Below are 4,970 nucleotides of genomic sequence, written 5' to 3' on the forward strand. Positions count from 1 at the left end.
ACCCCAAAGGTGATATATGGGGAACTGTAAAAAGCAATGCTGATTTTGCTCTGGAAGTTAATGATAAAATACCTGATGATCTACTCAGCGTAGTTAAACCTATTACATATACTGCTGCTGCATTTTATGGTTTAAACACCTTAGGAGTATTTCTAGAAGGAGTATCCATATATGGATTCAGGATGGCATCAGGTTTAGCAGCTAATGGTATGTTAAGAGAAATGATAGCTGATTATAATAGTACTTTAGGTGCTACTGATGCAGATGAACAGTTTATTCTAAATGCTTTGAATTCTACGGATAAGGATGAGGAGTTATTAGAGGGGACTGTAAATGCTAATAAGGTATTTAGCAAAAATATTGCTGACCCAATGAGAGATTTTGCTGGTTCAGGAATTGATTCAAATCCTAATGAATGGAATGCAATAGTAAAGCAATTACGCGATGATGGTGTTGAAGTCATTTATCGTGATGGGGCAATGGCATATTCACCTGGCCTGTCACCAGGTGAACCTGGGCAGTTAATTATTGATCCTAATGCTTCATACAGTGCATTGGTTCATGAATATCAACATTATTTAGATGATTTGGCGGGTGGATTCCAAGGAATGAGACAATTATATGACCAAAATGGAAGAATTATAAAAGAGTTAAAGGCATATATGCAAGAAATTAAAATGGCTGATGAAATGGGGCTAAAAGATATTACAACTCAACTTTGGGAGAATTATAGACAAGAACGATTCAAGATACTAGGTAAATAGAGGAGGTACGATATATGAGTACTCATAAAATTATTAGAGAGGTACAAAGTGGTAATAGATCAGAGCTAGAGTTAGAAGAGTATTTATTGTTGGATAATGTCTTTGTGTTAAGTAACGTAATGAAAGAAATAGTTAAAAGACAAATCACTGCACCAAATATTATATCAAGGCTCAAGGAAATTAATAATTATCACGATAAAGAACATGTATTAATGGGTATCTATACAATAGGTCACTTATCTATTGCAACACTCGTTAAACTTGGATATGACAAAAATAAAATTACTGTTTATAAAAGATTCGATGATTTTGATAAGAAGATAGTTGATAACTTAGTAGAAGCTTATGACGAAGTTTTATAGTTTGTAGTTAAAGATATTATCCAAAGTTATAAATAATTTAATTAGGATATAGCTACTATTAAATCGGTAAAATATTGTCTACATAGTATAGATGATGAATTAAGATTTGTATTAATTAGGATTAACTCAGGTAAGATACATAAACTTAAATGGTTATAGGGGGATTTGTTGCTTTTAAGAACTCAATGAAAGCATGGGAAGAACCACATCAACTAGAAGAATTTAATGATGAAATCCCTAATCTAATTATTGATGAAGTAAAAGAGTATTGCAAAGATAAAGAGTTTAAAGTTGAATTTGAATAGATTAAAGTAATCCCAAAAAAAATAAAAGTGGATTGACTTATATCATTGATATTGTCTATATTAATGGGTGTGGGTATAAAATATATTATTAATCATTATTACATAAAGAAATACCAAATTGAGATGATAACAAAAGATAGTGAACTATCCTAGCTGTTAGATGAGTGTATGTACGAATTTTTAAAAATATAAAATTTATACATACACTTATTTTATGTGTTGAGTTATAAATTTAAATATGGAATAAGCTAATAAAATAATCCTTTTACACTTAACATTTAGTTGAGAAATGTCTTGAATCATCAATTTTATTATTGGTATATCATCATTTTCTATGCAGATTTTGTTAAAATACAATAGATAAGATGACTTCAATATAACACCTTACGATATCTATGAATTTGCCAGACTATTAGCTATGGATTGATGTATATGGAGATAGTGGGTAACACTTGATACAATCAAAAATATCAGAAAGCTAGGAGTCAATATACAAATACAAGAAAACAATGATATACTATTTACAGATAAAAATATAATATGGAAATATGTTGGAGAAGACACATATGAAGCTAGCCGTAATTTAGTACATGGTGGTTATGGTGCCAGAAGTGTAGAGGCATTAAGAAAATTGAATGAGTCCTCATCAGCTACAGCTCTAGGTCATGCTGTACAAAATAGATCATTAGATTTAACCTTAGATGACTTACAATTTCTATACAGCATAGACCCACATGGAGCTAAAGAATATGTAACAGGTATACCAGGTTATACACAAAAAGAGAAGGAACATAAAAAAGAACTTAGGGAAGAATTATATAAGTTGCTTACAGGAGAAGAAATTCAGTATTATAAGCATAAATGGTCTAACTGGGAGAAAACAGATAACCCCAAAGGTGATATATGGGGAACTGTAAAAAGCAATGCTGATTTTGCTCTGGAAGTTAATGATAAAATACCTGATGATCTACTCAGCGTAGTTAAACCTATTACATATACTGCTGCTACATTTTATGGTTTAAACACCTTAGGAGTATTTCTAGAAGGAGTATCCATATATGGATTCAGGATGGCATCAGGTTTAGCAACTAATGGTATGTTAAGAGAAATGATAGCTGATTATAATAGTACTTTAGGTGCTACTGATGCAGATGAACAGTTTATTCTAAATGCTTTGAATTCTACGGATAAGGATGAGGAGTTATTAGAAGGGATGGATAATCCTGACTTTAGAAAGAAATTAGATTATCTTTTTGGTGAAGCTACTGGAAACACACATAATATTGACAGAACAACTGGTATGAAGAATGAATTAGCTAATAAAATGGGAATATATGATACACCAGACAACCGAAGTTTCATAATGGATAAACTCACAGAATCATATTATGACCAAAATAGTATAGTCAGTGTAGAACCAATGTCATATGTAGCGAAAGAATTACCTGGCAAGCCAGTAGTAAATTGGACAGGTACTACTAGAGAAACGTTTATTATGGGACCTGAAAGAGGAGCTGTTTTTCAAACGTTGTGGGATGGTAACGTACTGAAAAATATTATAGTTAAAGGTGGTAAGGGCCCTAAAAGTGTACTACTTGAAAAAATATTAAAATTGAAGTAAGGAGGGAATAGATGAAAATTATAACTGATAGTATAAGTTTGAATTACTCTAGACTTAAAACGGAAATCGATTTTAACAACTGTGTAAATGAATATGACATTAAACTAATCTTAGATTTTAATGAACAGTATGTAGACACATATGATGTTATTAAAATAAAAACTGATGAAGAACTTTTAATTGGTCTAAAATATGATAATCATGGCTTAGAACCTAATTTATTAATTACAAACAACAATAACTGTGCGATTTTGACATTTGAAAACGAAGTTGTTGGTATAGGATTAAAGAGTAAGGATATCAAATTTAGGCAGACGATGAATTCATTAATTTATGATATGGCATGTTATTATGAAAGCAATTTAATAGCTATTATTCATGAATTTGGTATCTCTGTTTTAAATGAGAACGGAAAAGTTATATGGAAAATGGGTACACCAGATATAGTCATTGATTTCAAGTTCAATAGTGATAATGTCTGGCTAAAATGTGGTGATGATTATGAAATTGCTTTTAATATTGAAGATGGAGCGGTCTTATAACCCCACCCAGTGCCTACTAAACCAAAACCTTAACTACTACAAGAGGTAACCACGGATAGGAAGTTAATATTCTATTCTTGGTTTTATATCATTGATATTGTCTATATTAATGGGTATGGGTATAAAATATATTATTAATCATTTTTACATAGAGAAATACCAAATTGAGATGATAAAAGAAGATAGTGAACTATACTAGCTGATTAGATGAGTGTATGTACAAATTTTTGAATTATGTAAAATTCATACATACACTTATTTTATGCGTTCAGTTATGAATTTAAATGTGGAATAAAGTAACAAAATAATTTTATTACACTTAACAGTTAGTTGAAATATTTTGGATTATTAATTTTATTATTGGCATCATTTTCTATGCAATCTGGTTAAAACACAATAGATAAGATGACTTTACTATAACCCCTTACGATTATATGAATTTGCCAGACTATCAGCTATGACAGATTTTATTGATATATATGGAGACTATGTTTACATAACTAAGAATGAATACTTGATACAATCAAAAATATTAGAAAGCCTAGGAGTCAATGTACAAATACTGGAAAACAATGATATACTACTTACAGATAAAAATGTAATATAGAAATATGTTGGACAAGATACATATGAAGCCAGTCGTAATTTAGTATATGGTGGTTATGGTGCCAGAAGTGTAGAGGCATTAAAAAAATTCAAATCAAGTTTCTGGTGAAGTACGAGCAATTGTTGGGAGTCAACTTAGAAAAGGTAACATTTGGGAGAATGTTGAACTTCCTACATTAATAGCTAATAAAAATGTAACTAAAATAACAACAATTGACCCTGCAACATTTGTTGAAACGGTCATTTTTGAAAGGTGAATAAAATGAAAATTACAGGAACGTCTACATACGTTAAAATTGAATATAATGGAAAAATGGTTAAAGTTCTAGGTGAAATGGTTATAGGGGGATTTGTTGCTTTTAAGAACACAATGAAAGCATGGGAAGAACCACATCAACTAGAAGAATTTAATGATGAAATTCGTAATCTAATTATTGATGAAGTAAAAGAGTATTGCAAAGATAAAGAGTTTAAAGTTGAATTTGAATAGTAAGACAATTATATCATGCAATACTTCGTTAAATAAATGTACTAATAAAAAAGAGCTTTAACTCTAGAATTATAGAGTTTTAATAGTACTCGACCTATAATTGGAGGTAAAGATGGATAATCAATTAATAATAGAAAAAAAGTAAGCGTCAAACCTTGCACACATACTAATGCTAATCTCTATCTGGTATAATAAATAACAAAGCCTCACCTATAGTTGTTATATAAGTAGAGGCTCTGATGGTATTATTTTTTGATAGGTACTTTGCAATCATTAGGTA

7 protein-coding genes are annotated in these 4,970 nt (G+C 30.2%); all 7 read left to right on the forward strand.

The genetic code is table 11. The annotated features are described in order from the left end of the window. A partial coding sequence (locus N4A55_RS10555; RefSeq protein WP_293756015.1) for a hypothetical protein occupies nucleotides 1-764 on the forward strand: 764 nt, incomplete at its 5' end. Between the two features lie 14 nt (nucleotides 765-778). Continuing rightward, complete coding sequence (locus N4A55_RS10560) at nucleotides 779-1,126, forward strand: hypothetical protein (RefSeq protein ID WP_293756018.1); 348 nt, start codon at nucleotides 779-781, stop codon at nucleotides 1,124-1,126. 149 nt (nucleotides 1,127-1,275) lie between these two features. Next, complete coding sequence (locus N4A55_RS10565; RefSeq protein WP_293756021.1) at nucleotides 1,276-1,431, forward strand: Imm74 family immunity protein; 156 nt, start codon at nucleotides 1,276-1,278, stop codon at nucleotides 1,429-1,431. A 631-nt stretch (nucleotides 1,432-2,062) separates the two neighbouring features. Next, nucleotides 2,063-3,052, forward strand: a complete 990-nt coding sequence (locus N4A55_RS10570; RefSeq protein WP_293756023.1) for a hypothetical protein — start codon at nucleotides 2,063-2,065, stop codon at nucleotides 3,050-3,052. 11 nt (nucleotides 3,053-3,063) lie between these two features. Next, the gene (locus N4A55_RS10575; RefSeq protein WP_293756026.1) at nucleotides 3,064-3,594 is read left to right on the forward strand and encodes a hypothetical protein; all 531 of its coding nucleotides are present in this window, start codon (nucleotides 3,064-3,066) and stop codon (nucleotides 3,592-3,594) included. Nucleotides 3,595-4,051: 457 nt separating this feature from the next. Continuing rightward, a complete protein-coding gene (locus N4A55_RS10580) occupies nucleotides 4,052-4,201 on the forward strand; it encodes a hypothetical protein (RefSeq protein WP_293756028.1) in 150 nt (49 codons plus the stop codon). Between the two features lie 261 nt (nucleotides 4,202-4,462). Then, on the forward strand, nucleotides 4,463-4,690 hold the full coding sequence (locus N4A55_RS10585) for an Imm74 family immunity protein (RefSeq protein ID WP_293756029.1): 228 nt from the start codon (nucleotides 4,463-4,465) through the stop codon (nucleotides 4,688-4,690). The last annotated feature ends 280 nt before the right edge of the window (nucleotides 4,691-4,970 follow it).

Origin of the sequence: Vallitalea sp., assembly GCF_025211055.1 — a bacterium.
GTDB lineage: Bacteria > Bacillota > Clostridia > Lachnospirales > Vallitaleaceae > Vallitalea.

Coding starts and splice junctions, on each gene's coding strand:
- N4A55_RS10580 (WP_293756028.1), top strand. CDS start 4,052: ATGACAGATTTTATTGATATATATGGAGACTATGTTTACATAACTAAG.
- N4A55_RS10585 (WP_293756029.1), top strand. CDS start 4,463: ATGAAAATTACAGGAACGTCTACATACGTTAAAATTGAATATAATGGA.
- N4A55_RS10565 (WP_293756021.1), top strand. CDS start 1,276: ATGGTTATAGGGGGATTTGTTGCTTTTAAGAACTCAATGAAAGCATGG.
- N4A55_RS10575 (WP_293756026.1), top strand. CDS start 3,064: ATGAAAATTATAACTGATAGTATAAGTTTGAATTACTCTAGACTTAAA.
- N4A55_RS10560 (WP_293756018.1), top strand. CDS start 779: ATGAGTACTCATAAAATTATTAGAGAGGTACAAAGTGGTAATAGATCA.